Source organism: Paraburkholderia agricolaris (assembly GCF_009455635.1).
In the GTDB taxonomy this organism is placed as follows: domain Bacteria; phylum Pseudomonadota; class Gammaproteobacteria; order Burkholderiales; family Burkholderiaceae; genus Paraburkholderia; species Paraburkholderia agricolaris.
In genome coordinates this window covers 2782362-2806617 of record NZ_QPER01000002.1, presented here as the reverse complement: position 1 = coordinate 2806617, position 24256 = coordinate 2782362, and the positions used below count along the sequence as shown (strand labels likewise).

Annotated in this window: 25 protein-coding genes; 13 read left to right on the top strand and 12 right to left on the bottom strand. The window is 60.4% G+C overall.

The window, feature by feature from the left end; translation table 11 throughout:
* Positions 1 to 21: 21 nt before the first annotated feature.
* Entirely contained in the window at positions 22 to 786 is a 765-nt protein-coding gene (locus GH665_RS33835) for a substrate-binding periplasmic protein (RefSeq protein WP_120347238.1), read from the bottom strand.
* Positions 787 to 940: 154 nt separating this feature from the next.
* Between GH665_RS33835 and GH665_RS33830 the strand changes: the two genes are divergently transcribed.
* Complete coding sequence (locus GH665_RS33830) at positions 941 to 1765, top strand: IclR family transcriptional regulator (RefSeq protein ID WP_153141441.1); 825 nt, start codon at positions 941 to 943, stop codon at positions 1763 to 1765.
* A gap of 30 nt (positions 1766 to 1795) precedes the next feature.
* On the opposite strand, the gene GH665_RS33825 is transcribed toward GH665_RS33830, so the two are convergent.
* Both GH665_RS33825 and GH665_RS33820 read right to left on the bottom strand, forming a co-directional pair.
* Positions 1796 to 2305, bottom strand: a complete 510-nt coding sequence (locus GH665_RS33825; RefSeq protein WP_153141440.1) for a DUF1269 domain-containing protein — start codon at positions 2303 to 2305, stop codon at positions 1796 to 1798.
* Positions 2306 to 2361: 56 nt separating this feature from the next.
* Entirely contained in the window at positions 2362 to 2571 is a 210-nt protein-coding gene (locus tag GH665_RS33820; RefSeq protein WP_153141439.1) for a hypothetical protein, read from the bottom strand.
* A 428-nt stretch (positions 2572 to 2999) separates the two neighbouring features.
* Here GH665_RS33820 and GH665_RS33815 point away from each other — a divergent pair, with 428 nt between their 5' ends.
* On the top strand, positions 3000 to 3404 hold the full coding sequence (locus GH665_RS33815; RefSeq protein WP_153141438.1) for a hypothetical protein: 405 nt from the start codon (positions 3000 to 3002) through the stop codon (positions 3402 to 3404).
* A gap of 5 nt (positions 3405 to 3409) precedes the next feature.
* Here GH665_RS33815 and GH665_RS33810 read toward each other — a convergent pair whose 3' ends face one another.
* Positions 3410 to 4348 carry an AraC family transcriptional regulator gene (locus GH665_RS33810; RefSeq protein WP_246216455.1) on the bottom strand — a complete coding sequence of 313 codons (939 nt, stop codon included), beginning with the start codon at positions 4346 to 4348 and terminating at the stop codon, positions 3410 to 3412.
* Between the two features lie 130 nt (positions 4349 to 4478).
* Here GH665_RS33810 and GH665_RS33805 point away from each other — a divergent pair, with 130 nt between their 5' ends.
* A complete protein-coding gene (locus GH665_RS33805) occupies positions 4479 to 5258 on the top strand; it encodes an SDR family NAD(P)-dependent oxidoreductase (protein WP_153141437.1) in 780 nt (259 codons plus the stop codon).
* A 113-nt stretch (positions 5259 to 5371) separates the two neighbouring features.
* On the opposite strand, the gene GH665_RS33800 is transcribed toward GH665_RS33805, so the two are convergent.
* From GH665_RS33800 to GH665_RS33785, 4 genes are all read right to left on the bottom strand, one after another.
* A complete protein-coding gene (locus tag GH665_RS33800) occupies positions 5372 to 6289 on the bottom strand; it encodes a sterol desaturase family protein (protein ID WP_153142427.1) in 918 nt (305 codons plus the stop codon).
* A 118-nt stretch (positions 6290 to 6407) separates the two neighbouring features.
* On the bottom strand, positions 6408 to 7124 hold the full coding sequence (locus GH665_RS33795; RefSeq protein ID WP_153141436.1) for a LytR/AlgR family response regulator transcription factor: 717 nt from the start codon (positions 7122 to 7124) through the stop codon (positions 6408 to 6410).
* Positions 7112 to 8194: a sensor histidine kinase gene (locus GH665_RS33790; RefSeq protein WP_246216454.1), complete on the bottom strand. Its 1083-nt coding sequence runs from the start codon at positions 8192 to 8194 to the stop codon at positions 7112 to 7114. Before GH665_RS33790 ends, GH665_RS33795 begins: the two co-directional genes overlap by 13 nt.
* Before the next feature lie 49 nt (positions 8195 to 8243).
* Positions 8244 to 9104 (bottom strand): class I SAM-dependent methyltransferase, encoded by an 861-nt coding sequence (locus GH665_RS33785; RefSeq protein ID WP_153141435.1) that lies wholly within the window; start codon positions 9102 to 9104, stop codon positions 8244 to 8246.
* Positions 9105 to 9338: 234 nt separating this feature from the next.
* Between GH665_RS33785 and GH665_RS33780 the strand changes: the two genes are divergently transcribed.
* The 10 genes from GH665_RS33780 (at position 9339) to GH665_RS33735 (ending at position 19358) form a co-directional block, all read left to right on the top strand.
* A complete protein-coding gene (locus GH665_RS33780; protein WP_153141434.1) occupies positions 9339 to 9848 on the top strand; it encodes a DUF1993 domain-containing protein in 510 nt (169 codons plus the stop codon).
* 210 nt (positions 9849 to 10058) lie between these two features.
* On the top strand, positions 10059 to 11228 hold the full coding sequence (gene ampC / locus GH665_RS33775; protein WP_153141433.1) for a class C beta-lactamase: 1170 nt from the start codon (positions 10059 to 10061) through the stop codon (positions 11226 to 11228).
* A gap of 15 nt (positions 11229 to 11243) precedes the next feature.
* A complete protein-coding gene (locus tag GH665_RS33770) occupies positions 11244 to 11642 on the top strand; it encodes a cupin domain-containing protein (RefSeq protein WP_153141432.1) in 399 nt (132 codons plus the stop codon).
* Positions 11643 to 11749: 107 nt separating this feature from the next.
* Positions 11750 to 12232 carry a cupin domain-containing protein gene (locus tag GH665_RS33765; protein WP_153141431.1) on the top strand — a complete coding sequence of 161 codons (483 nt, stop codon included), beginning with the start codon at positions 11750 to 11752 and terminating at the stop codon, positions 12230 to 12232.
* A 140-nt stretch (positions 12233 to 12372) separates the two neighbouring features.
* Complete coding sequence (locus tag GH665_RS33760; RefSeq protein ID WP_153142425.1) at positions 12373 to 13014, top strand: DsbA family oxidoreductase; 642 nt, start codon at positions 12373 to 12375, stop codon at positions 13012 to 13014.
* Between the two features lie 501 nt (positions 13015 to 13515).
* Complete coding sequence (locus GH665_RS33755; protein ID WP_217361922.1) at positions 13516 to 13869, top strand: hypothetical protein; 354 nt, start codon at positions 13516 to 13518, stop codon at positions 13867 to 13869.
* A gap of 417 nt (positions 13870 to 14286) precedes the next feature.
* Positions 14287 to 15798: a sugar ABC transporter ATP-binding protein gene (locus GH665_RS33750; RefSeq protein ID WP_153141429.1), complete on the top strand. Its 1512-nt coding sequence runs from the start codon at positions 14287 to 14289 to the stop codon at positions 15796 to 15798.
* A gap of 19 nt (positions 15799 to 15817) precedes the next feature.
* Positions 15818 to 16843 carry an ABC transporter permease gene (locus GH665_RS33745; protein WP_028193939.1) on the top strand — a complete coding sequence of 342 codons (1026 nt, stop codon included), beginning with the start codon at positions 15818 to 15820 and terminating at the stop codon, positions 16841 to 16843.
* A 110-nt stretch (positions 16844 to 16953) separates the two neighbouring features.
* Positions 16954 to 17895 (top strand): ABC transporter substrate-binding protein, encoded by a 942-nt coding sequence (locus tag GH665_RS33740; RefSeq protein WP_153141428.1) that lies wholly within the window; start codon positions 16954 to 16956, stop codon positions 17893 to 17895.
* 164 nt (positions 17896 to 18059) lie between these two features.
* A complete protein-coding gene (locus tag GH665_RS33735; protein WP_153141427.1) occupies positions 18060 to 19358 on the top strand; it encodes an L-fuconate dehydratase in 1299 nt (432 codons plus the stop codon).
* Between the two features lie 323 nt (positions 19359 to 19681).
* Here the strand turns inward: GH665_RS33735 and GH665_RS33730 are convergent, their stop codons facing one another.
* The 4 genes from GH665_RS33730 to GH665_RS33715 form a co-directional block, all read right to left on the bottom strand.
* Positions 19682 to 20284, bottom strand: a complete 603-nt coding sequence (locus tag GH665_RS33730) for a helix-turn-helix transcriptional regulator (RefSeq protein WP_153141426.1) — start codon at positions 20282 to 20284, stop codon at positions 19682 to 19684.
* A gap of 399 nt (positions 20285 to 20683) precedes the next feature.
* Positions 20684 to 21130 carry an SRPBCC family protein gene (locus GH665_RS33725; protein ID WP_153141425.1) on the bottom strand — a complete coding sequence of 149 codons (447 nt, stop codon included), beginning with the start codon at positions 21128 to 21130 and terminating at the stop codon, positions 20684 to 20686.
* A 269-nt stretch (positions 21131 to 21399) separates the two neighbouring features.
* Complete coding sequence (zigA, locus tag GH665_RS33720) at positions 21400 to 22599, bottom strand: zinc metallochaperone GTPase ZigA (protein ID WP_153141424.1); 1200 nt, start codon at positions 22597 to 22599, stop codon at positions 21400 to 21402.
* Between the two features lie 220 nt (positions 22600 to 22819).
* Positions 22820 to 24223: a GGDEF domain-containing protein gene (locus tag GH665_RS33715; protein ID WP_153142424.1), complete on the bottom strand. Its 1404-nt coding sequence runs from the start codon at positions 24221 to 24223 to the stop codon at positions 22820 to 22822.
* Positions 24224 to 24256: the final 33 nt, after the last annotated feature.

The window sequence follows — 24256 nt, the reverse complement described above, 5'->3', positions numbered from 1 at the left end:
TATTCTGACAATGACGTCACGTCATTCCACCTGCCATTTCTTGATGATCTGCGTCAGCGTGCCGTCGGCCTTGATCTTTTTGATGCCGGTGTTCAGTTGCTCCAGCATCGCCGTGTCGCCCTTGCGCACGACGAAACACAACTGGCCTTTCACCGACGGCTGGTATCCGGCGACGAGACGCAATTGCGGATTCGGATTGTGCTGAAGCTGGTAGGCCAGAATCGGTTGATCGCCGAAGCCCGCCTTGATGCGCCCGAGTGCGACATCGCGCATGATGTCGGCGACTGAGTCGTAGGTCCGCACTTCCTTGTAGATGCCTTTCTTGTTCAACGCGTCGACGAACGCGGTGCCGACTTGCGCGCCCACGACTTCGCCTTTGAGGTCGTCCATCGACGTGTACTGGCCTTTGTCGTCGGCGCGCACGATCAGGCCTTCGCCGTAGGAGTACACGGTGTCGGAGAAATCGACGACCTGCTGGCGCGCCGGCGTCTTCAGCATGGCCGCCGAGATGATGTCGATCTTCTTCGTGGTCAGCGACGGAATCAGCGAGGAGAAAGTGGTTTGCTGGATCTTCACGTCGAAGCCGGCAGCTTTGCCGGTTGCGGTAATCGCATCGACCAGAAGGCCCTGGATCGAATTGCTCTTCACGTCGAGAAAGGTGAACGGCACACCGGTGGCCGTTGCGCCAATCTCGTAAGTGGGGGCGGCCACCGACAAGGCCGGCGCACCGGCGAGCAGCAATCCTGTTGCAAAGACACTGGCGAAGCGTTTGGCGAACTGGAACATGAGGTCTCTCCACGAGTTGACGACGGCCGATGGAAGTATCGGTACCCATCATTTAAAACATGATATTCGAATCAAAAATATCGACCAACGAAATTTGCGTATCGATATTCGATATGATAGAGTCAATATCAGGCTAGAACAATTGGGTGAATCCATGACACGCAAGACGCTCGGTGCACCGCCGGAAACACCCCAGGAGCCGGAAGAAACGCCGGACGCGCTGTTCAATCAGTCGCTGGAGAAGGGGATTGCGGTGCTGCGCGCGTTCAGCGCACAGCGCAGGTCGATGACGCTGCCGGAAGTCGCGGAGGCCACGTCCATTACCAAAAGCTCCGCGCAGCGCATGATCTATACGCTGGAGAAGCTCGGCTATGTGAGAAAGCATCCACGTACCCGGCGCTATCAACTGGCGCCGCGCGTGATGCAGATCGGTTTCAACTATCTGGCCGCCGACACGCTGATCGACGTCGCCAATCCTTTTCTGTCCGAGCTCACCAATGTCACCGGCGAGACGACCAATCTGACCGAGCCGGACGGCGCCGACATGGTCTACGTGGCGCGCTTCGTGTGCATGAAGTTCGTGCCGATTCACATGCCGATCGGCAGCCGTATTCCCATGTACTGCACGGCGTCGGGGCGGGCCTATCTTGCGGCGCTCCCGGAAAACGAATCACGCGCGCTGCTGCTGGGCAGCGATCGGGTCGCGCATACGCAATACACCGTGACGGATCTCGGCGAGATCGAGGCGCGGCTCGCGCTTGGGCGGCGCAATGGCTACGCGTCGAACCGCGAGGAACTGTTCATTGGGGATATGACGATTGCTGCGCCCGTGCTCGACGGGGAACGTCGGCCGGTTGGCGCGGTGCACGTCGTTGCGCCGACCAGCCGTTGGACGCCGGCGGAGGCGGAGGCGCGCCTCGCGCCCGCGGTGATCGATTGCGCGCGCGGAATCAGCAACTCGATCAGGACGCTCGCCTGAAGGCGGACGCTGCCGGTTGATCGCGAAGGCTCAGGGAAACGCAGGAATAGTCGGATCCGTTCCCTCTATATCCGCTTCCGGATGATGGCTCTTAACCAGTTCTTCGATTTCGTCGACACGGTCCTTGCCGACGTCGACCATCATCAGTAACTCCCCCTTTTCGATCGCGCTTTCAAAGCGCTTCAAACGGGTGCTTGGGATGCCGATCCCGATCATGGTCGCGGTCCATGCGCCGAACCCTGCGCTCGCCAGCGTCATCAGAACCACGACGCCGCCCGCGATCGTCAGCCCGGAGGGTGGAAAAGCCATCGCGACGAGTCCCGCGAGCATGCCCGTCACGCCACCCGCGGCAGTGCCGCGCGCCAGCGCGGGAAGCAGATCGCTGCGCTGCGTAAGCGTGGCCTCCGGCAACTGCTCCAGATGCACGTCCGGACGCGCAAGCACGTGGATATGGCGCCATTCGACGCGCTTCAGCAACAACTCGTCGATGATCGACTTCCCGCTTTGCACATCGGGCAATAGGAAATAAATGCGCCGCATGTCGGGCCTCCTATCGGAAATAATCGCCGCTCGATCCGGGGCGGCTCCGCCTCTTGCTACCGGTCCGCGGCCAGCCCCTTCAGATAGGCTTCGCCGGCGTCCTGGGCCGCGGCGCGCAGGGCGAATGTGTCGTCCGAAACCAGTGAACGTTTGACTTTTTGTGCCCCGAAGTCGACCAGCGTAATGACCCAGACATACTCGCCGGCCTGCTCGGCGGTTTGCACGAAGGCGCGTACGTCTTCACTGTTGTTTGCGTTTGCGTTCATTGCGATCTCCTGAGTAAGCGTCACGGAAAGAAAACGGCTCATGTTCCTGATGACGGCCTGTTTTATGGGAGTTTGCCGATAATCGCGCTGCCTTCTTCCTTCGCGAACGCTCGGAGCGTTTGCGTGCGGACAGTGCCGGCAGACCCAGCGCGCAGCCCCAGGCCGCGAAGCTGTGTTCATCCGGTGCTTCGACGCGCGTGATCTGAGTGTAGGCAATGCAGGCGCGGGTGGCGCCACAAAAAGTGTTTTCGTGTCCCGCGTTGCTTGCTGTTAGAACAGCACCAGGCGGCACCATAGCGTGTCCGGTTTTTCGGAAAATGTTGCAGCCTGTTTTGTGCAAGAATCGCGATTAGCCTCAATCGCAGAGGCTCAACATGCGAAACGACGATGCGACTCTTAACGCCAGGTTAGAAGTCAAGGAGACGTTCATGGAAACTGCGAGCACCCCGGAAAGACCCCAATCCGTTCGCACTGCAATGAATTGCCTTTGGTTATCGGTGGCCATTGGAGCGGTCAAACTGTTGATGGAGCTTCCCTACCTCAAGACTATCGCGCCGGCACCGTTTACGGATTTTGTGCTGATTGTTGTGTTTGCCTTGATGGTTTTCCTGATCTTCAGGATTTATGCGGGCAAGAACTGGGCGCGAGTCACCTTCCTGGTTCTGTTCGTCATTGGTATTCTGCCGACGCTTCCCACCATGCAGAGCGAGTTCGTGCGTTCGCCACTTCTTGGCACGCTGTCGATCGTTCAGGCGGGACTGCAGATTTATGCGCTTTTCCTTCTGTTCCGCAAGCCGGGCAGCGGCTGGTTTCGAAAAACCGCCGCTGCATAAAAACGCTAGGCCGTGGCGGTTTTCAATGTCTCTATGTCGCGCCGGGGCGGCGCGCCAAACATGCGCGAATATTCGCGGCTGAATTGCGACGCGCTTTCATAGCCCACCTGATAGGCCGCCGTTTCGGCGTTGGCCGTTCCTGCGGCCATCAGGTGGCGCGCTTCAAGCAGGCGAAGCTGCTTCTGGTATTGCAACGGTGTCATCGAGGTCAGCGCCTTGAACTGCCGGTGAAATGCCGACGGGCTCATTTGTGCAATGGCTGCCAGATCGTCGATGCGTATGGTCTCGGTGAATTGGTCCCTGAGCGCGTGGATCGCGGTAACGATTTTCTGCACATGACTGTTCGCCAGCACTACCGTGGCGACCTCGTTGCCGTGAGGCCCCGCCAGCATCCAGTAACAGATTTCCCGCATGATCATCGGCGCGAGAATGGGAATAGCGTCAGGCGTATCGAGCAGCCGCACCATGCGAAGCACGCAGTCAGAGAGCGGGCCGTCAAAGTCGGTGACGAAAACGCCGTGCCCGAGATGGTCTGCCGGCGTGGGCGGCGTATCGAGACATGCCATGACTTCGCGCATGATGGCCAGGTTGAATTCAATCACAACAGCGAGGTACGGTTCGGCCGGGCTGGCTTGCACGACCTTGCTGAATGCCGGCATCTCGACGCTCACGACCAAAGCTTGTCCTGCCCGGTAGTCGTAGCGCCTGTCACCGAATAGCGTCCACTTGGCGCCTTGAATGACGACACAAAGAGCCGGCTTCATGATCAGATGAGCGGGGTGCTTTTCATGATCCGAGCGGAGAACGAGTAGTCCCTCGATAGCGGTCGCGAACGGGCTCTCCTTTCCGGCCTGCTTGTCGGTATAGCGTTTGACACTTTCGATTAAAGCATTCGACATAGGAATTCCCTTTGCGCCCGCGTTGGTTCGTCCGCGTTGGTTCATGTTACTGCCTCTCGTCTCGCACGGTGCAAGCCTGAGCAGGATCAGGCAAGAAGTAGGGGAGTTAGGGCATTAAACCTCGCTGTCGGCCGGAATAAGCTTGCGTCCACTTACACCTGACGTGGAGCGCAACATGACAGCAGGACAATCAGCAGACGCCGTTTCGAAGATCGCAATCGTGACCGGCGGGAGTCGCGGCTTGGGGCGCAATACCGTGCTCCATCTCGCGAAGCGCGGTGTCGATTCCCTATTCACTTATCGCGCCAATCAGGCAGAAGCCGAAAAGCTTGTCGGCCTGGTGGCGGAGGAAGGGCAAAGAGCGATTGCGCTGCCGCTCGATACCGGAAAAGTGGCGACGTTCGATTCGTTCGTAGAGCAGGTTCGGGCGTCGCTCGCCCAGTTGGGCGCTGAGCGTTTCGATTATCTCGTCAACAACGCCGGCATTTCGCACCACGCGCCGTTTGACAAGACAACCGAGGAAGAACTGGACGCGCTCTACAACGTCCATTTCAAGGGCGTGTTTTTTCTGACGCAGAAACTCCTGCCGCTTATCAATGACGGCGGCCGCATCGTGAATATCTCCTCGGGCCTGACCCGTATCGCTTTTCCGGGCAGTGCGCCGTATGCGTCCATGAAAGGCGCGCTCGAGGTTCTGACACGTTATCTGGCGAAGGAACTCGGTCCTCGTCGAATCGCTGTCAATACCGTCGCGCCGGGCGCAATCGCCACGGATTTCAGCGGCGGCATGGTTCGCGACAATCCTGAGATCAACAAGCTCGTGGCGGATGCGACGGCGCTCGGCCGTGCGGGTCTGCCCGACGATATTGGACCGATGATTGCGGCGCTGCTGTCCGAAGATAACCGCTGGGTTAATGCCCAGCGTATTGAAGTATCGGGTGGCCTGTCAATCTAGGCGTGAATAAGGGGCGGTGAAGTCGTTTCATGACGACGCGGTTGCTAGTTATACGACCTGGGCGGATGCAGCCTGCAACTTCTTTCCGTCATCGGATACCCAATCGCTGGGTTTTACGGGGAAAGCGTGATTTCGCGGCTGGCGCCCGGTTCTGCGCGGCGCCTGAGATCTTCGGTCGTTTCGCCATTCTGATCGGGCCGCCAGCCAGGCGGCTTGACGATATAGCCCGCTGCCTCGCGCAAGGAGCGGGCGGCCAGGAGATCGCGCCATAGTGCGCGCCAGTGAGCGAATTCGACGGTCAGCAGGTTATATGTCGTCATCGGCTGGACCAGACCGTAGCGGCACGGTACGTCACGCCGTTCCGCGATGTAGGTCCCAAATAGCCGGTCGAACACGATCAGCACGCCGCCGTAGTTTCCATCGAGATATTCGAGGTTGGCCGCGTGATGCACGCGGTGTGAGGAAGGCGTGTTGAGAATCCATTCCAGCGGTCCGAGGCGGGGAATCCAGGTGGCGTGCAGCCAGAACTGATAGAGCAGGTTGAGCGAAAGAATCATCAGCACAATCCGGGGCGGCATGCCGAACAGCGGCGCGAGCAGGAAGAACAGCGTTGAACCGGTAAGACGGCCGGTCCAACCGATGCGGTACGCCGCGGACAGGTTGAGTTGATTGGGGGAATGGTGGATGGCGTGGGTGCACCAGAACCAGCGTGTGCGGTGAGCGGCGCGGTGATACCAGTAGTAGCAGAACTCCTGACCCACGAAGCACGCCAGCCAGCCGCTCCAATGATTCATCGGCAAGGTCCAGAATCTGTGTTGCCAGAACCAGTGCATTGCATTGCCCCAGAACGCCAGCGGCAGCAACCACTGCAACGGATATTCCCGAACGAGAAGGTCGATCACCGAGACCCCGGTCGCCCGCCAGTCGTAGCCGCGCCAGCCGTTGCGCACGGACAGCACCAGTGCTTCGGCCAGTGAGGAGACGAGAATCAGGGCGACGGAGAATTTGAGCAGGGTGAGCAACGCAGCCATAGCGGGATCATCCATATCGTGATGCTGGCTAGCGTAGGGTGAGGCCCGGCGATCCGCAATCGAACTGGGACGAGCCGGGTCCGCCGCGGGGCGGGTTGGCCAATCGGGCGGCCGGCAGCTATTGCTGCAAGCGTTGCATTAGCAATTCCCGATGCTGCCTGCTGCAGGGCACCTCGACGCCGCTGCGCAGAACGACGGTGGCGTCGCCCTTTCCCCGTGGCCGCACGCTGAGCACGGCAGTCAACGCCACGGCGGCGCCGCGGTGCGTACGGACAAAGGCCGGCTCGAGGTCGTTGAGCAGGGCGGCGAGCGTGCGGCGTATCAGCAGGCTTTTGCCGGGCAGATGAAGGTTGACGTAGTTGTCGGCGGCCTCCAGCCACTCGATATCGGCGCAGCGCACGATATGCGTTTGCCCGCGCTCGGTGATCATCAGTTGGGCGGGCATGCCGACGCTCGGGCGTGCCGTGCCGCGCACCGACTTGCGCAAGCGCTGCACGGCGCGCGCGAGGCGCTCGGGGTCGACCGGTTTCAGCAGATAGTCGACCGCGTGGGCGTCGAATGCCTGCAACGCGTACTGGTCGAATGCGGTTACGAAGACCACGGCGGGCGCGTCCGCCGTGGCGTCATCGGGCAGCGAAGCCGCCACGTCGAAACCGCCGACCTCGGGCATCTGCACGTCGAGGAAGATCACGTCCGGCCGCAACTGGGCAGTCAGCGTCAACGCCGTGGCACCGTTGGCGGCTTCGCCAATCACCTCGACATCGGGGAAGGCGTGAAGCATGCGCAGCAGCTTGCTGCGGGCGAGCGCCTCGTCGTCGACGATCAGTACGCGCATGGCAGCGTCATTCCAGCGATCAGGCCGCCGCCCGGCCGCAGTTGCAGGGTGAGACTTGCTTGCGTGCCGTACAGCGATTGCAGACGGTCCTCGAGGTTGCCCAGCCCCACACCGCGCCGCTCGGGCAGACGCTGCAAGTCTCCGTCGTCTTCAATCTCGATTCGCAACTGGTTCGCACTACGCTGTATGCGTATCGCGATGTGCGTGAACGCGCTGCGTTGCTCCACGACGTGGCGGAAGCAGTTTTCCAGCAGCGGTTGAAGTCCGAGCGTGGGCACACGGCAAGTCTGCGCGCTCGCATCGACATCCCAGGTAATCTGCACCCGGTCTGAGAAACGCCGCACCATGATGTCCGCATAGGCGTGGAGCAAAGTCAGTTCGTCGGCCAGAGACTGTTCGGGATGCTGGCTTGCGTCGGTGGCCGCGCGCAACAAGGTCGCGAGGCGCGTGAGCAGCATGTCGGCCGTGTCGGGATCGCTGTGGATCAGTGATGAAATGGTGTTCAGCGCGTTAAAGAGAAAGTGCGGCTGCAGTTGCTGGGTCAACTGCGCAAGCTGTGCCTGCCGTGCCAGATTCGCCTGCTGTGCGGAGCGCAAGCGCTCGGCGGCCCACGCCCGGTAGGAGCGCAGGCCGAATTGAATTCCCCCGAGCAACGCGTAAAACAGCACGAATTGCGTCACCTCGTAAGCGATGACCTCCGCCCACGGTCCGTGCCGGAACCGTACGCCAGCGAGTGCGTAGAGACCGATCCGCAACGCATACACCGCAGTGACGTAGACGGGCAGTTGCAGCGGCAGCCATGCCCAGACGCGCAGAAACCATTGCAGTGGCTGGTTCAGAAGACTGTCGAACCGGTCGGCGCGCCGCTTCTGTATGACAGCCAGCACAGTGGCTCCGAGTGCTGACGAGCCGTTGTTGACGAGCGGCTGCCACACAAGCAGTTTGCCGGACCACAAGCTTTCCTGCATCCCAACCGCCAGCATAAGCAGCCAGAACGCGATCCAGAGCCATAGCAGGCGTCGCACGCGGGGTGCGGGTCTGGATTCGCCGACGAGGTAGCTAGTGTTCACCTGAGTGGCTCATTCGCGTGATCGTGCTGGTCGGAAAGTGTGCGGGCGGCTAGGTATGCGCGACCAGCAGTTCCTCGGCATTGTTCGGCGGGCGCAGGCCATCCGTCCTGCCCTGGAAGTAGCGCTGGGTCAGATCCGCCGCCGAGACGTGCCGGGCTTCTTTAAAGCCTGCTTCACGGGCCAGCGCCTGGATATCCGGCGGAGTGAAGAAGCTGAGGAACGGCGTGCCACTTGCCCGCGCGCCTTTCTCCGCCATCTCGAGTCCGGGGCGTACTTCGGGATCGGCCAGTTCGAGCGGCAGCAGGAACGTCATGGCGAGCGTCGAGCCTGGGGCGAGGGCGGCGACTTCGCGCAGCGTGGCCGCGTTTGCCTCCCTCGTGAGATACATGCTGACGCCCGTGGAGACCACGATTGCCGGCTTGCTCTCATCGAAGCCGGCGCTTACCAGTTCGTCCCGCCAGGAACCGCCCGCCTCGAAATCGACCGGTACGAAGCGCAGCCAGTCCGGCACGCCGAAGCCGAGTTCGATCAGGCGCTCCCGCTTCCATGCCTGGGGGCCGGGCGGGTCGACCTCGAACACCTTGAGGAGGGACGCGAGCTCCGGTCTGCGTTGTGCGAAGGTGTCGAGGCCCGCGCCAAGGATCACATACTGGCTCACTCCGCGAGCCGCCTGCTCCACGACCAGATCCTCGATGAAGCGCGCCCGGGCCACGATGGACGCGCGAAACGGCCGCGTGAACTGCGGGTCCATGTCTCCGCGGGCGCGCCAGCCCTCGTCCGGGGCCAGCAGCTTAAGGCCGATGGTGTCGTCCAGCACATGCGGCAGGGAATCGGCCTCGACATGCAGCGCGCGCCACAAGGCGACGCGTGCTGCGGTGCTGTCTGGCGCTGCATCTTGCTTGTCGTTCATGAGTATCGATCCTGTTTGCTGGTTTGTCCTGGCGTGAAGCCGACCTGCCGGTACTGCCGCCGCTTGCCGCCTGGCGCCTGGTGCAGACGTGCCGCGCTCCCGCATGAGTATTCCCGCGAGGACAATGGTAATCTTCCGCCGCTCCAGTCAACAAGTTTAACGACCGGCCAGAGATTAAACCGACCGGCGCGGCATTTTCCGCGCCGGCATCCCACATCGATCGAAAGAGTGACCATGACAAGTTCCATCTACAGCGCATCCGTTCCGGTTTTCAAGCAAATGCTGACGGCATTGTCCGACGTGCTGAAGAAAGCCGAAGCCCACGTCACCGAAAAGAACATCGAGCCGAACGCGCTGCTGCAGGCGCGCCTGTTCCCGGATATGTTCCCCCTCGTGCGCCAGGTGCAGATCGCTGCCGATTTCGCCAAAGGCGTGAGCTCGCGGCTGGCTGGCGTCGAAGTGCCGTCGTGGCCCGACACCGAAGTCACGTTTGCCGACCTGCAAGCGCTCATCGCCAAGGCGTTGACATACATCGGCTCGCTCGATGCCGCGCAATTCGACGGTAGCGAGAACAAGGAAATCGTTTTGCGTCCGGGTACGCCGAAAGAGAAGAAGCTGGTCGGCAGCGCCTATCTGCAAAACTACGGTTTGCCGCAGTTCTTCTTCCACGTGACGACGGCCTACGCGATTCTGCGCCATAACGGCGTCGAAATCGGCAAGCGCGACTATATGGGTTCGTACTGATCGTAAGCGCAGGGGGCGGGCAGAAGGAAGAAGGAAGCCCGGGCGGCCGGTAGGCGGTGGAGGAGGGGTATCGCATATCACGCGATAGATTTTCTTCCCCCAGGGACAAGATATCGTCGCTAGTCGGCGGGTCGGCGAGCACGCATACTCCTTTCCCGGTGAGTCCGCCCGGACGTCACACCCCCTGCGCAAAATTGACATATTAGGGACATGAACCTCAGAGCCATCAGCGTTATCGCAACAACCCTCTTTGCCTGTGCAATCACCACCGTTAGCCGCGCGGCCGATGATCAGCAAAGCAGAATCAGTCAGACAGTGACCCGTGCCATACAACCGGTCATGGCGAAAGACAATATCGCCGGCATGGCAGTCGGGATCGTCGACGGTGACAAACACTTCGTATTCAACTATGGCCTCGCGTCGACGGAAACGAAGCAGCCAGTCACGCGTGACACCTTGTTCGAACTCGGTTCTGTCAGCAAGACCTTGACGGCGACACTGGCTTCATACGCCCAGGTGCGCGGCGATCTGTCTTTGTCGGATCAGTCGGACAAGTATCTCCCGTCTCTGCGCAATAGCCAGTTCGGCAAGGTCAGTCTGCTCAATCTGGGTACACACACGCCTGGCGGGCTCCCTTTGCAGGTGCCGGACTCGATCCACAACAACGATCAGTTGATGCAGTATTTCCAGCAATGGCAGCCCACTTATGCGCCTGGAACCTATCGGACATATGCCAATCCCGGTATCGGCGCGCTCGGTCTGATAACCGCAAAGAGCATGGGTCAGGATTTCAGCCGGTTGATGGAGAATCAGCTGTTTCCCGCACTCGATATGAAGCGCAGCTACATCAAGGTTCCCGCCAGTGCCTTGAACGACTACGCTCAGGGCTACACGAAACAGGGCGCGCCGATCAGAATGGCACCCGGAGTGTTGTCCGAAGAGGCCTACGGTGTGAGGACCACGGCTGCCGACATGATTCGCTTCGTGCAAGCCAATATGAATCTGATTCCGTTGGACCCGAAGTTCCAGCGTGCGGTTACGGACACCCATACCGGATACTTCAAAGCCGGGGCGATGACCCAGGATCTGATATGGGAACAATATCCGTATCCCGTCAAACTGCAGACACTCCTGGACGGCAATTCACCCGCGATGATCTTCAACGCAACGCCGGTCACTGCAATATCGCCGCCGCAGGCGCCTCGTGAAGACGTCTGGATCAACAAAACCGGCTCGACCAACGGCTTCGGCGCGTACATCGCATTTATTCCGCAGAAGCGGCTGGGGATCGTCATTCTCGCCAACAAGAACTTCCCCATCGAAGAACGGGTGAGCGCTGCATACCGGATTCTCACGGCGCTGGCCAACGGCCAACAATGACCAGGAAGATCTTCGATGAAAAACGCTCGCTGCCTTCTTCTCCTTCCTGCGCTCATGTGCGTTCAAGCGGTCAACGCTGCGGACAGCGCGCCGGCGGCGAAAGACACGGTTGTTCTGCAACGGGTTCCCGTTCCTGGAACCGATCGCGAAATGGGCATGGGGATTGCTGAATTTCCGCCGAACGCGTCGAAGCCGTGGCATAAGGCGACCGGCCCGGAGGTCGCGTACGTGCTCGAGGGCGAGGTGACGGTGCAGGCCGACGGTCAACCCACCCAGGTCGTTCGTGCGGGCGAGAGCTACCGGATGCCTGCCGGTGTCGTGCACGTCACCACGGCCGGACCGAAAGGCGCGAAGGTCATTGCGACCTGGGCCTGGGTGCCGGGGAAACCGTTCAATATCCGCGTGTCTAAATGACTTCGAAGTGACCTCGGAGCGACGGGAGTTTTGATTGCGAAACCGAAGACGTATCGTGCTTTGTGCAAGCCGTTGTTATCGACCGTAGTCCTTAAGGAGAGCAAGCGATGAGCCGTCCGGATTTCATCAAACACTGGACTGAACTGGAAGAACCGGATGCGCATTCCTATCGCGGCGATACCGAGAAAATGGCGCTGGACGCACCGCTTTCCGCCGCGCTTGGCATTACGCGTATCGGCATTCATCACGTGAGGCTTTTACCTGGCCGGCGGACCTCCTATCCGCACGCTGAGAGCACCGAGCAGGAGTTTGTGTACGTGCTCGAAGGCAAGCCCGATGTCTGGATCGACGGTGTGCTTCATGCACTTGCGGAAGGCGATTCCGTCGCATTTCCGGCAGGCACCGGCATCTGCCACACCTTTATCAACAATACGCAGGACGAAGTCAGGCTGATGGTGATCGGCGAACGTCCGCGTGACGACAACCGCATTCGTTACCCGCTCAACGAAGCGTACGAACGGTCTCGCGCGGACCGCTGGGTGGACTGGCCCGCAAGGCCAATCGGAGAGCATGACGGGATGCCGGACTGAAGCTTGCGCGCAGACGCGCTTCGGCTGAGGGCCGCGGCGCAGTCCTGCAAATATTGGCGATTCAGGCTAGGCTACCCTGTGGGCCGTTTTTGGGTGGTACCGAGGCGGCCGTGTCACAGGTTATTCCCGTCAGGAAAGTCATGAAACAACCGCTAACTATCGATTTTGTCTCCGATATCGCCTGCCCGTGGTGCGCGATCGGCCTCTCGTCGCTTCAGCTTGCCCTGTCGCGCTTAGGCGATACGGTCGACGCGCAGGTCACCGTGCATCCCTTCGAACTGAATCCGGAGATGGGGCCGGACGGCGAGACCATTGTTGATTATCTCGGCAAAAAGTACGGACGCACGCCGGAGCAGATCGCCGAAACGCAGGCAGCAATCCGTGAGCGTGGCGCGAGTGTCGGGTTTGATTTCGGCGCGCGCACGCATGTCTATAACACCTTCGATGCACATCGCCTGCTGCATTGGGCCGGCCTCAAAGGCAAACAGTTGCCGCTCAAACTGGCGCTGCTGCGGGCCTATCATTCCGACGGCAAGGATCCGGGCAATCACGAGGTGCTGGCGGAAGCGGCTCGATCCGTCGGGCTCGATGCCGGCGAAGCCAGTGAGGTGCTGCGAAGCGGAGCCTATGCCGACGAGGTTCGTGCGGAAGAACAGGAATACCACGCGAAGGGTATCCAGTCCGTGCCGGCGATCATCTTTAACGGTCGCTATCTGGTGAGCGGCGGACAGCCTGTGGAAACCTTCGAGCAGGTCATTCAGCAGGTTCTGGCCGAAAAGTAACGGGCCAGCGTGCCCACGACCCGTTGCGTGCAACGGGTCGTTCTGCTTCGCGCAGACGTATTACACGACACCCCACAACTATCCCGCACTGTCCCGGTCGCAGCGTCGGCGCGGAGTGTTCTGCAATTTGCAGAACGCTTCTTTTAACACGCCGATGTAATGGCGAATACGCTGTTTATTGCTCGCATCTTTTGTCTGCATCCGAATCCGAAAATATCTACGACATTGTTTAATGGTATTGTGCGCCAGCGCGTTGCGACGTCGCCGGATTCAATAGAAAAATAAAAACCCTTGTTATTGTTTCTGATCGGAGCGACTGCTTAAAGCAGTACTTTTCGAAAAACTGCTGTCACAATTCGTCAGAAGGTTGATGGCGTCATTTGCGTTCTGACTGGCTGGTAACTGAATTACCTGTATTACCGTATTACCTGTAGCACCGGCCGTATGCAGGGGTGTATGCGGCCGTCTTGATCCACGAAAACTCTCATAAATAGACAAACCATGACATTGATTCGAAAAGTATCGCTAGTACTGACCTGCACAATGATCGGCTCGCTCGCAAGCGTCGCGACGGTGGCATCGGCTCAGGGAAGCCCGGGGGATCAGTACGCTTCGATGTGTATTAGCCAAGGCGTTACCGCACCGGCTCCCTACGGCGAATCGGATCTTAAAGGGAATCCGAAGTTGCAGGACTACTGCAAATGCTTCGGCGATAAATTCGCGGAAAGAGCGATGAAGGGGGCACCGGACACGAGCAGCCCGGCGTCGCTCAAACAGACCGTCAATGAGGAGCGCGAGATGCGCAATAGTTGCCGCAAGAAATACGGTTTGCCGCAGCTTAAATTCCGCTCGTAAATCGCAAGACGATCTCCATTCAGATTACTTTCCTGCGCCATCGCCGTCTGTGGTGACGGTGATGGCGGCTTGAACTCATTCAGCATTGCCGCGCAGGCATCTGGCTTTCGGTGGCGCGCCTTTTGCGTGCGCTGAGCAGTCTCACGCCGAACCTCAAATAGTGGGAACCCGGCGCGCGATGCGTTCGCACCCGATATTAGGGAATGCCTAATTGAGCCGCCGCCGTCCAGCGGCGTAAAATCGTCGCACATCGGTTTGAGGGCACCAGGCAATGCGTCTGGCTTCTCGTTGCGATTTCCGCCGTGATTTCAGCCGCGATACCCGGCGACGCCCGGCGCAGCGGCGTCCATGGCGTTTTCAACCCGCTCCTCGCAATGGGGCCGGCGGCGCTAGCGGCATTGCCGTTCCCTCCGCGCCATGACCCCGCTCATTTCCGTCAAGCGGCTCAGCAAGCGCTTTCCCGGTGTGCGGGCGCTTCACGAAGTCCAGTTCGAACTCATGGCGGGTGAAGTCCACGCGCTGATGGGTGAGAACGGCGCCGGCAAGTCGACGCTGATGAAAATCCTCGCCGGCGTTTACACCCGCGATACCGGTGAAATCCTCTATGACGGCCAGCCGGTCGAATTTTCGAGCCCGCGCGAGGCGCAGGCCGTGGGCGTCGGCATCATTCATCAAGAGCTCCAGTTGATGAATCACCTGAGCGTCGCCCAGAACATGTTCATCGGTCGTGAGCCGCGCGGCCGTCTCGGCCTGTTCCTCGACGAAGACAAGCTCAACGCGCAGGCGCGCGACATTCTTGCCCGCATGCATGTGAATCTCGACCCGCGCGCGGTGGTCAGCACCCTGACGGTAGCCAGACAGCAGATGGTCGAGATTGCCAAGGCTTTGTCCTTCGATTCGCGCGTGCTGATCATGGACGAGCCGACCTCGGCGCTCAACGAAGCCGAGATCGCCGAGCTTTTCCGCATCATTCGCGAGTTGAAGGGCCGGGGCGTGGGCATCATCTATATCTCGCACAAGATGGATGAGCTCAAGCAGATTGCCGATCGCGTTACCGTGCTGCGTGACGGCGAATATGTGGCGACCGTCACCGCGAAAGACACCAGCGTCGAAGCGATCATCGGGATGATGGTCGGGCGAACCTTGACCGACGTGGCGCCTTCTCAAGGTGCGGCGGATAAAGGCGAGGTCGCGCTCGAAGTCAGGAATCTGAACGCCGGCCCGCTTGTCAGGGACGTCAGTTTCGCGCTTCACAAAGGCGAGATACTGGGCTTTGCGGGCTTGATGGGCGCCGGTCGAACCGAGGTCGCGCGGGCGGTGTTCGGCGCCGATCCGAGCGAATCGGGCGAGATTGTCGTGAACGGCGTGAAGGTGACGATCAGGAATCCGAGCGATGCGGTCGCGCGCGGTATCGGTTATCTCTCGGAAGACAGGAAGCGCTTTGGTCTTGCGACCGGCATGAACGTCGAGGCGAACATCGTGATGTCCAACTTGCGCAAATTCCTGTCGCTCAACTTTTTCCTGCGCCGTGCCGAGATACGCCGGACAGCCTCGCATTTCATCAATCTGCTCGCCATTCGCACGCCGTCCGCGACGCAGGAGGTACGGCTTCTTTCGGGCGGCAATCAGCAGAAAATTGTCGTGGCGAAATGGCTTGAGCGTGACTGCGACGTACTCTTCTTCGACGAACCGACGCGCGGTATCGACGTCGGCGCCAAAAGCGAAATCTACAAGCTCCTGCGCTCGCTTGCCGGGCAAGGCAAGGCGATCGTGATGATCTCGTCGGAGTTGCCGGAAATCCTGCGCATGAGCGACCGTATCGTCGTGATGTGCGAGGGCCGCATTACCGGCGAACTGCTGGCCCGGGAGGCGACGCAGGAGCGCATCATGCAACTGGCGACGCAGCGCGAAACCCTGAAAGCGGCGTGAGCCTCGAGAGGTCTATGACATGACACTGCCATCGGATACGTCGGCGCTGGGTAGCAAGGAAAGAGCCTCGGGCCTGAGAGCCCGCGTCTTCGCGCCGACCGCCGTGCAAAAACTGCTCGCCTTCGGCAGCCTGATTCTCCTGCTGGTCTTTTTCAGTTTTGCGTCGCCCGCGTTCATGCAGATGGACAACATGCTCGGGATTTTGCAGGCGACGGCGGTCAACGGCGTGCTGGCGATTGCCTGCACGTTCGTGATCATCACCGGCGGCATCGATCTGTCCGTCGGTACGCTGATGACGTTCACGGCGGTGATTTGCGGCGTGTTTCTGACCTATTGGCATTTGCCGATGTGGACCGGCGTGCTGGCCGCGATTGGCACGGGGGCGATCTGCGGGACTATTTCGGGCACCCTCACGGCGAAAATGAAAATACCGCCGTTCATTGCCACCCTGGGCATGATGCTGCTGCTCAAGGGCCTTTCGCTCGTCGTTTCGGCGGACAAGCCGATCTATTTCAGCGACACCGAAAACTTCTACCGGATCTCGCAGGATTCGCTGATCGGCTATGTGCTGCCGAACCTGCCTGTGCCGAATGCGGTGCTGATCCTGTTTTTCCTTGCGATTGTGAGTTCGATCACGCTTAACCGCACGGCGCTCGGCCGCTATACCTTCGCGCTCGGCAGCAATGAAGAAGCCGTGCGTCTTTCCGGCGTGAATGTCGACCGGTGGAAGATTGCGATTTATGGTCTGGCCGGCGCCATTTGCGGCGTTGCCGGACTGCTGATCGCCTCGCGCCTGAATTCGGCCCAGCCGGCGCTAGGTCAAGGTTACGAACTCGAAGCGATCGCCGCCGTGGTGATCGGCGGAACCTCGCTGAGCGGCGGCGCGGGCACGATTCTGGGCACGATTATCGGCGCGTTCATCATGAGTGTGCTGACCAACGGTCTGCGCATCATGTCCGTCGCGCAGGAATGGCAGATCGTGGTGACCGGCCTCATCATCATTCTCGCGGTCTATGCCGATATTTTGCGGCGCAAGAAGAGCTGACGAAGGCAAACGCCACACGGCACAAGATCGAAGATCAAAGATCAGGAAAAGGGAGCGCCAAAGGCTCCCCCAGGCTGGAGGTTGATGGCCCACTTAGGAGGAGAAACCCCATGTTGAAAAGAAGACTAATCGGTGTCGTGGTCGGCGTTGGCGCGCTCGTTGGCGGGGCGAATGTTGCGTATGCGCAGGACACCTACATCCCGCTGATTTCGAAAGGCTTCCAGCACCAGTTCTGGCAGGCCGTCAAAGCCGGCGCGGAGCAGTCGGCCAAGGAGCATAACGTCAGGATCACCTTCGAGGGGCCGGAAACCGAGGCGATGGTCGACAAGCAGATCGACATGCTCTCGGCCGCGCTTGCCAAGAAGCCTCAGGCGCTCGGCTTTGCCGCGCTCGATAGCAAGGCGGCCATTCCGCTGCTGAAGCGGGCGCAGGCCGCCAAAATACCGGTTATCGCCTTCGACTCCGGCGTCGACAGCGACATTCCGCTGACCACCTGCGCGACCGACAACATTGCGGCGGCCGCGCTCGCCGCCGACAAGATGGCCGGGGCGATCGGCGATGCGGGCGAGGTGGGTCTGATCGTGCACGACCAGACGAGCCGTACCGGCATCGATCGCCGCGACGGCTTCCTGAACGAGATGAAGGCAAAGCACCCGAACATCAAGATCGTCTCGGTGCAGTACGGCGGCGGTGACCATCTGAAGTCGGCGGAAATCGCCAAGACGATGATTCAGGCCAACCCCAATCTCAAGGGCATTTTCGGCTCGAATGAAGGCTCGGCGGAGGGTGCCGCGATCGGTGTCAAGGAATCGGGCAAGAAGCTTGTCCTGATAGGCTACGACTCCGGCAAGGAACAGAAGGACGACATCACGTCCGGCCTGATGTACGGCGCTATCACGCAGAACCCGATCGGCATCGGCAAGTGCGTGGTCGACTCCGCGGTCAAGGCGCTGAAGGGCGAGAAGTTGCCGAAGAAAGTCGACACCGGCTTCTACTGGTATGACAAGAGCAATATCAGCGATCCCAAGATTGCCGCCGTGCTCTACGACTGAGCGTCGCCGCGAGGCGCGAAGACAGAGGAGGGCGCAACGCGTCCTCTTCTTTTTCCGTCCTGCATGGCGGGGCGAGAGGGTGGCCGCAAAGAGACCGGGTGAGCGCACCCGGTCTCTTTGCTCATAGGCTGAAGTCGATCGCTGTCCAACAGGAGGGTGTTCAGATGCCCACGATCACCAAGCTGTCCGTCCGGGACATCCGCTTCCCGACCTCGCGTTCGCTCGACGGCTCCGACGCGATGAACGCCGCGCCGGATTACTCCGCCACCTATGTAACGCTCGAAACCGATTCGCCGAAAGGCTTCACTGGCCACGGCCTCACGTTCACCATTGGCCGTGGCAACGAGATTTGCGTGGCGGCGGTGCAGGCGCTGGCTCCGCTGATCGTCGGCAAAACGCTCGAGGATATCGCCGCGAACATGGGCGCTTTCTGGCGCACGCTGACCTCGGATAGCCAACTGCGCTGGATCGGCCCGGACAAAGGCGCGATTCACCTCGCGACGGCGGCGGTCGTGAACGCGGCCTGGGACCTGTGGGCCAAAGCGGAAGGCAAGCCGGTGTGGAAACTGCTCGTCGACATGAGCCCCGAAGAGCTCGTGGGTTGTCTCGACTTCCGCTATGTGACCGATGCGATTACGCCGCAGGAAGCCATCGCCATGCTGCACCGTCACGCGAAAACCCGGGGTGAGCGCGAGAAGGAGATGCTGGCGCACGGCTATCCGGCCTACACGACGTCGGCCGGCTGGCTCGGTTACGACGATGCCAAGATTCGCCGTCTCGCGCGGGAAGGCGTCGCGCAGGGCTGGACGCACTTCAAGCAGAAGGTGGGCGGCAATCTTGAAGAAGACATGCGCCGGGCTCGCATCCTGCGCGAGGAGATCGGCGAAAACCTGAAGCTGATGATGGATGCGAACCAGGTGTGGGGTGTCGACGAAGCGGTCGCGAACATGCGGCAACTGGCGCAATTCGATCCGTGGTGGATCGAGGAACCGACGAGTCCCGACGACATTCTCGGCCACGCCGCGATCCGGCAGCGGATTCGGCCTATCGGCGTCGCGACGGGCGAGCATTGCCATAACCGGGTGATGTTCAAGCAGTTGCTGCAGGCGCAGGCCATCGACTTCTGTCAGGTCGATAGCTGCCGGCTCGGCGGTCTGAACGAGGTGATCGTCGTGCTGCTGATGGCGGCGAAGTTTGGCGTGCCCGTGTGCCCGCATGCGGGCGGCGTCGGTTTGTGCGAGTACGTGCAGCATATTTCGCTGTTCGACTATATCTGCGTGTCGGCATCGCTGGAAAACCGGGTGCTCGAATACGTGGACCATTTGCATGAGCATTTTGTTGACCCGGTTGTGATTCGAAACGGCCGGTATATGCCGCCGCAACGCGCGGGCTACAGCATCGAAATGCACGCGGCGTCGCTCGATCAATATGACTTTCCCGAGGGGCCGGCCTGGCGGATATGAAAGGGGGTACGCGTGGGGCGGCTCGCTCCGCGCCGGCATGCGGTCCCGCATCACCCCTCTGATTAGCAGGGTTCGTTGGACACGCTGTTTCAGGTAGCATCGGTTCCACTATATGGGCTAGACGGCGTCGTCGGCGGTGTTCGCGGCGCGATCGTTGAGCCACAAAAAGTTCGAAGCCAGAAACCTGAGAGAAACCAATGAGAGCCCGGACAATGCGTGCAAAACCGGCGGGCTCCGCATAAGAAAAACCATTCGGCAAGGCCTGCTCGCATGATTCGCGAGTACGGCTCGCTCGCGCTCTTGCAGGGCGCGAATGATCGCGCTTACCTGTCGCCAGACGGGGCGATGCCGTTAGAAAGGTGCTTGAGCCACAGGCTCATCAAACCTGCCCGTCCCCGCACGCCGTATTTGCGGAAAATCCCGGTGATATAGGAATGGGTGGTGGAGGCGGCGAGACCAAGCCGTTCGGCGATCTGTTTTTCAGTCGCCTCCGTCAGCAGCAGTTCAACCACCTTGCGTTCGTAAGGCGCAAGGATGGACAGCAGCGCCGAGGGCCCGGCCTCCCGGCGCCGGAGTTCGGTGACGTCGCGGGCCACGCCGACACGCAGTTGCTCGTGCTCCAGCCAGCGCGCTGACCACGTGATGTAGACGTCCCTGCCATTCTTATGACGATAGCGGTTCTCGAACCCTACCCGTTTGCGCCCGGCCAATACCTCTTTGGCTTCCCGGCGCGTGGCATCCTGATCGGCCGGAACCACGAAATCGATGATGAACTGATCGACGAAATCGCCTGGTGTGTAGCCGAAGATATCCTCGCACGCAGAACTGGCATGGCGGATACGTCCCGTCTCGCTGACGAGGAAGATTGCGTCAGGCGAAAACTCCGCCGCAGTGATGACAAGGTCTTCGATGAGTTCGCTTTTCATGGCTGTGTACTGACTCCTGCGCCTGCGGATCGCGCTTGTGAGATCACCATTTCGCGTGATGTTGGGGAGATAGAAAGCAGACAGAAAGCAGCCTGGGTTGCTGAGAAAGCGTAGCGCGATAAAAATATACGGTCAATTTTGCCTGGCGGGTAGGCAGATTCATTCACGCACTGAAAAAATTTCCAGTTGCCGGACTATTTACCTGCGAACTATGACGGTTTGATTACGGCGGATCGTGGGCAAGATGCATGGCAGCGGTCGAGCATGAGCCGTTCTGCAATGCACAGGTCAATGCGGGGGGAATTCTGTTCTGTCGCCGGCCATTACGCGAAATGGCCGGTTCACTGCGCGAATCGATGAGCTGCGCGCCGGTGGCGGCGCGCAGCTGTGCCGGTTCCGTCAACCAGGGATCACGGGCTCGACCAGCTTGGCCAACTGAACGAGCGACTCCTGCCAGCCGAGGTAGCACATCTCCAGAGGAATGACCTCGGGCACGCCTTCCTGCACGACGGAGAGTTCTGTTCCGCAGGACACCTGCCGCAATGAAACGGTGACATGCATCTCGCCGGGCAGGTTCGAGTCGTCGAATCGGTCCGTGTAGCGGATCGTTTCGAACGGCACGAGTTCGATGTATTCGCCGCCGAACGAGTGGCTACTGCCGGTGCCGAAATTACGGAAGGACATCTTGTGCGTGCCGCCGACGCGGGCATCCATCTGGTGGACCTGGCAGGTGAACCCATAGGGTGGGAGCCACCTGACTATCGCATCGGGTTCGAGGAAGGCCCGATAGATGCGTTCGGGAGGCGCGCGCAAGACGCGTTGGAGGCGGACTGTTCCAGTGGTCATGGTGTGTTTGCCTTTCAGTTGAGGGGTTGAACATACCTCAACGACGGTTCGGCGACGCCGGTATCGACATAGGCCGGGATCGGGAAAAACCCGTAGACGCCAATGCGGGAGCTTTCCTCAGTGACGCCGCCGGGACTTTCGCCGGCGCCGGTTGCAAGGCCGCGCTGGTGCGCAAGGAAGCCTTCCTGTGAAAGATGGGATACCTGTTTGTTGCCTCGCAGAGATGGCGGCGCGTGCTTAACGCCACCGGCGAGCACGTCTGTGCCGTGTCATCCGCGAGGCGGTGTCCAGTCTGGAAACGGATCGGGAAAGTCACGCCACACGGTTTCCGAACGGGCAAGTTCTTCATCGCTTAACAGGCAGACATCGAACGACGCGCGCAACGACGCCTCGTCCATGCCCGTGCCGATCAAGACCAACTCCTGTTGGCGATCGCCGAAGCGCCCGTCCCAGCGGCTGCGAATCATCGCCTGCGCCTCGGGGTCCTGTGGCCACGAATATTTCGGCACGGCCGCCCACCACGTCCCCGCGCGCCCATGCCGTGAGATCGCGCCGGCCTGCGACCATTCGCCGACGGCATGATTGCGCGATGCGAGCCAGAAGTATCCTTTCGAGCGCACTACGCCGGGCCATTCGCACTGAATCCAGTCGAAGAAGCGCTTCGGGTGGAACGGGCGTCGGGCGCGATAGACAAAGCTGGTGATGCCGTATTGCTCGCTTTCGGGAATATGCTCGCCGCGCATTTCCTTGAGCCATCCGGGCGCCTGCGACGCGGCCTCGAAGTCGAACAGGCCCGTATCGAGAATCCGGTCGATCGGAACCTGCCCGAAATGGCTTTGCACAATCGACGCCCGCGAGTTGAGCACGCGGAGCACGCCCTTGAGTTGATCGATCTGATCCGCCGTTACGAGATCGGTTTTGTTCAGCACGATCACGTCGCAGAACTCGATCTGCTCGGTCAGCAGATCGACGACCGTTCGCCGGTCTTCCTCACCCATGGTTTCGCCCCGATCGGCCAGAAAATCGTGCGAACCGTAATCGCGCACGAAATTGTAGGCGTCGACGACGGTGACCATGGTGTCGAGGCGCGCGACATCGGAAAGACTGTGGCCTGCTTCGTCGCGGAAAGTAAAGGTTTCGGCAACCGGTAAAGGCTCGGAAATCCCCGTCGATTCGATCAGCAAGTAGTCGAAGCGCCGCTCCCGTGCGAGACGCTGGATTTCGATCAGCAAATCCTCCCGCAGGGTGCAGCAAATGCAGCCATTGCTCATCTCGACAAGCTTTTCGTCGATATGTGAAAGCTGGCTGCCGCCGTCGCGGATCAACTGGGCGTCGATATTGACCTCTGACATGTCGTTCACGATCACGGCTACCCGCTTGCCTTCACGGTTATTCAGGACATGGTTCAGAAGCGTGGTTTTGCCTGCGCCAAGAAAGCCGGACAGCACGGTGACAGGAAGCTTGTGCATGGGGAGAAGCCTCGAAATGATGAAAGGCAAGGCGCGTATGTCAACGCAACAACGCGACCCGGTTAATCCGGCATGTTATAACATAACATTAGCAACATGCTCAACCGGGTTCCCCGAGCCTCCCAGGCAGCTGGAGGCCCGCAGCGGTCAGGCGACCGCGTATATGTGACTATCTGGCAGGAGGCGTATCGAACCGCGATGGGTCGATCGCGAAGCGCTTTTATCCGGCCACCACCCGGTTGCGACCGTCGTGCTTGGCTCGATAAAGCCGCTCATCGGCGACTCGCAGGAGGGTGTCGATCGTGTCGCCGTCGCGGCCGAACTCGGAAATCCCGACACTGACGGTAACGGTGACCGCCCGCCCGGCTCTGGTATAAAACTCCTCGGTCGCGACCGCGCCGCGGACGCGCTCCGCGATCGAACGCGCCGCCTCCAGCGCGGCTCTGGGCAGGAGCACCATGAACTCTTCACCCCCGACTCGCGCCATGCCGTCATAGGGGCGAATGGCATCCAGGCATTTCTGCACGAATCGCTGCAACACCTCATCGCCCACCTGGTGGCCGTAGTTGTCGTTGATCAATTTGAAGTGGTCGAGATCCAGCGCTAGCAGGGAGAACGGCGCACCCTCCCGCCTCGCGCGCGCGATTTCCGCCTCCACCTGCTGGATAAACTCGCGCCGGTTCGCGGCGCCCGTCAGCGGGTCGGTCGCGGCAAGGTGCTCGAGTTTGTGATTGGTGCGCTGGAGTTCCTGCAGCGCGCTTTCCGTGCGTGCCATCGCTTCCGCGAGGCGGGCCATCAGTTCTTCCTGGCTGTAGATCGTCGAAAAGGAGCGTGTTGTGCGAAACGCCTGAACGACGCCGTAACTCAGCAGGAAAAAGCCGGCGGCGAAGATCGCGTGCGCCAGCCACCACATGTGATTCCAGGGCTTGCCGATAATGAACGCGAGGGAGGCAAGCGCGAAGGACGTGATGGAGATGCCATAGATCACCATCAGCGGCGAGCGAATGCGGCGCAGCATCAGCACCATGACATTCAGCGTGGAGAAGACGAGTGCGCCGCCTTCCATTGAGAGCCGCACGGCAAGGTCGCCCGCAATGGGCGAGTTCGCAACGATTCCGACAAGCACGTCGATCAGGACGAACACGGCGATCCACCCTAGCCACGGGCCAGGTTTCGAGCGCCGTTCGACCACGTCCGGCGCGCGGTGGTATGAGAGAAGTCCGATCAGCAACAGCACCGACATCACCAGGCGCGATGCGGGTCCATAGAGCAGGAACAGCCAGATATTGTGGTGAGCCATGCCGGTGAACGCGCCGTGCAGCGCATAGACCAGTACAAAGCCCAGGAAGCCTAAAGTCAGCCAACGCAACAGCGGCTCGCCTGACGACAGATAACAGCGCCATGTCACGTAGGTGACAAACAGTCCTTCGAGGGTTGCCGCTGCGATCGCGATTTCGTGGAATGCATGGTTTTCGAATTTCAGGCTCGGGTCCTGAAAGAAAACCAGGTAAGTAATCAGGTAGGCGGGAATGAGTGCAAAACCAACGATCAGCAAACTCGAGTAGATCCTGGTCACGATCCCGATGACGCGGGGCGGTTCTTCGACTGAGATGGTCGTGCTCATGTGCCCGTCTCCGACAAAATCGCTATGGTTTTT

Bases quoted from the DNA above. Each gene is read 5' to 3' on its own strand.
- GH665_RS33740 (WP_153141428.1), top strand. From the start codon at position 16,954: ATGTTGAAAAGAAGACTAATCGGTGTCGTGGTCGGCGTTGGCGCGCTC.
- GH665_RS33715 (WP_153142424.1), bottom strand. From the start codon at position 24,223: ATGAGCACGACCATCTCAGTCGAAGAACCGCCCCGCGTCATCGGGATC.
- GH665_RS33810 (WP_246216455.1), bottom strand. From the start codon at position 4,348: ATGAACCAACGCGGACGAACCAACGCGGGCGCAAAGGGAATTCCTATG.
- GH665_RS33735 (WP_153141427.1), top strand. From the start codon at position 18,060: ATGCCCACGATCACCAAGCTGTCCGTCCGGGACATCCGCTTCCCGACC.
- GH665_RS33770 (WP_153141432.1), top strand. From the start codon at position 11,244: ATGAAAAACGCTCGCTGCCTTCTTCTCCTTCCTGCGCTCATGTGCGTT.
- GH665_RS33785 (WP_153141435.1), bottom strand. From the start codon at position 9,104: ATGAACGACAAGCAAGATGCAGCGCCAGACAGCACCGCAGCACGCGTC.
- GH665_RS33825 (WP_153141440.1), bottom strand. From the start codon at position 2,305: ATGCGGCGCATTTATTTCCTATTGCCCGATGTGCAAAGCGGGAAGTCG.
- ampC (WP_153141433.1), top strand. From the start codon at position 10,059: ATGAACCTCAGAGCCATCAGCGTTATCGCAACAACCCTCTTTGCCTGT.
- GH665_RS33755 (WP_217361922.1), top strand. From the start codon at position 13,516: ATGACATTGATTCGAAAAGTATCGCTAGTACTGACCTGCACAATGATC.
- GH665_RS33730 (WP_153141426.1), bottom strand. From the start codon at position 20,284: ATGAAAAGCGAACTCATCGAAGACCTTGTCATCACTGCGGCGGAGTTT.
- GH665_RS33835 (WP_120347238.1), bottom strand. From the start codon at position 786: ATGTTCCAGTTCGCCAAACGCTTCGCCAGTGTCTTTGCAACAGGATTG.
- GH665_RS33750 (WP_153141429.1), top strand. From the start codon at position 14,287: ATGACCCCGCTCATTTCCGTCAAGCGGCTCAGCAAGCGCTTTCCCGGT.
- GH665_RS33745 (WP_028193939.1), top strand. From the start codon at position 15,818: ATGACACTGCCATCGGATACGTCGGCGCTGGGTAGCAAGGAAAGAGCC.
- GH665_RS33725 (WP_153141425.1), bottom strand. From the start codon at position 21,130: ATGACCACTGGAACAGTCCGCCTCCAACGCGTCTTGCGCGCGCCTCCC.
- GH665_RS33760 (WP_153142425.1), top strand. From the start codon at position 12,373: ATGAAACAACCGCTAACTATCGATTTTGTCTCCGATATCGCCTGCCCG.
- GH665_RS33815 (WP_153141438.1), top strand. From the start codon at position 3,000: ATGGAAACTGCGAGCACCCCGGAAAGACCCCAATCCGTTCGCACTGCA.
- zigA (WP_153141424.1), bottom strand. From the start codon at position 22,599: ATGCACAAGCTTCCTGTCACCGTGCTGTCCGGCTTTCTTGGCGCAGGC.
- GH665_RS33765 (WP_153141431.1), top strand. From the start codon at position 11,750: ATGAGCCGTCCGGATTTCATCAAACACTGGACTGAACTGGAAGAACCG.
- GH665_RS33805 (WP_153141437.1), top strand. From the start codon at position 4,479: ATGACAGCAGGACAATCAGCAGACGCCGTTTCGAAGATCGCAATCGTG.
- GH665_RS33795 (WP_153141436.1), bottom strand. From the start codon at position 7,124: ATGCGCGTACTGATCGTCGACGACGAGGCGCTCGCCCGCAGCAAGCTG.
- GH665_RS33800 (WP_153142427.1), bottom strand. From the start codon at position 6,289: ATGGCTGCGTTGCTCACCCTGCTCAAATTCTCCGTCGCCCTGATTCTC.
- GH665_RS33830 (WP_153141441.1), top strand. From the start codon at position 941: ATGACACGCAAGACGCTCGGTGCACCGCCGGAAACACCCCAGGAGCCG.
- GH665_RS33820 (WP_153141439.1), bottom strand. From the start codon at position 2,571: ATGAACGCAAACGCAAACAACAGTGAAGACGTACGCGCCTTCGTGCAA.
- GH665_RS33780 (WP_153141434.1), top strand. From the start codon at position 9,339: ATGACAAGTTCCATCTACAGCGCATCCGTTCCGGTTTTCAAGCAAATG.